At 48.7% G+C, this 668-nt stretch carries 1 protein-coding gene; it reads left to right on the forward strand.

The genetic code is table 11. The annotated features are described in order from the left end of the window. On the forward strand, window positions 1-668 hold a 668-nt coding region (locus R7Z77_RS25985), incomplete at both ends, for a sodium-dependent transporter (RefSeq protein ID WP_318137130.1).

Here is a 668-nt window from a genome sequence, read left to right on the forward strand (position 1 = left end):
TAGGCGCATTTAAATCCACTGACCGAAGCTGGACGTTCACCGGCGTAATTGGTGTATTTAGTGGGCTACTTATCATGGGTTTTTACCCTGTCGTAGGTGGTTGGGCGTTAGCGTACATTTTTAAAGTCGGTGGTGGTCTACTAAGCACGCCGGAGGCAATCGGTGACAGCTTTGGTGGTTTCATTTCTGATCCGCTACAACCGCTGTTCTGGATGGGGGTGTACCTTTTCCTTAACGTACTGATCGTAATGAAAGGTATTTCTGGCGGTATCGAAAAAGCGGGTAAAGTTCTTATGCCGCTGCTGTTTGTCATCTTGATCATCGTATCGGTGAAAGGTTTGATGCTTCCAGGTGCGATGGCAGGTCTTGAGTTCTTGTTCATGCCAGACTTCTCAAAAGTAGACAGTAACGTGGTACTTGCAGCATTAGGTCAGGCGTTCTTCTCATTGAGTCTTGGTATGGGTTGTATGATGACTTATGGCTCTTACTTGAAGAAGAAAGAAAACCTCGTTCAAACAACAGGCATGGTTACGGCAATGGATACCGGCGTAGCGATCCTTGCTGGTGTCGCGATGTTCCCGGCAATGTTTGCTTTCGGCATGGAGCCAGCAGCAGGCCCGGGTCTGGTGTTCGTCGTTGTTCCTCAATTGTTCGCGGAAATGGGCGGT

It is taken from the genome of Vibrio sp. 1401, assembly GCF_033340295.1.